This window comes from Gilvimarinus sp. 1_MG-2023, assembly GCF_030548285.1.
This window is the reverse complement of the sequence record NZ_JAUOSC010000643.1, coordinates 1-312: the sequence shown is the minus strand read 5'-3', so window position 1 is coordinate 312 and position 312 is coordinate 1. Positions and strand designations below refer to the sequence as shown.

At 64.1% G+C, this 312-nt stretch carries 1 pseudogene; it reads right to left on the bottom strand.

Features of this window, described 5'->3' with window-relative positions:
* A pseudogene (locus Q4563_RS18445) lies at positions 1–312 on the bottom strand (hypothetical protein); the annotation flags it as partial.

Sequence of the window (312 nt, the reverse complement as noted above, 5' to 3'; positions counted from 1 at the left end):
GGGGAATCTCGCCCCTGTGACTGCGTCCATAACCCGTCTGTTGTAGGGTTTTGGGCTTGGCGGGCAATGTTTCCGGTGGGATACCCGCGGGCCTGGGTGTGGACGGGGGGGGGGGCGCCACCACGACGGGTGGCGGGAGCGGTTCACTGGTGGGCCGGGCTGGTTCTGGTGTATCGACCGGGGCCGGGCGGGCAACCGGCAGAGTATCCGGCTTGGGTTCCGGATCTCGTTGTTGTGCCGGTTCAACCTCGACGTCTTTCCAGCGCGGGTTGAGAAAGGGTAGAAAAGCGCGGTCATGTTTATCCAGATAGG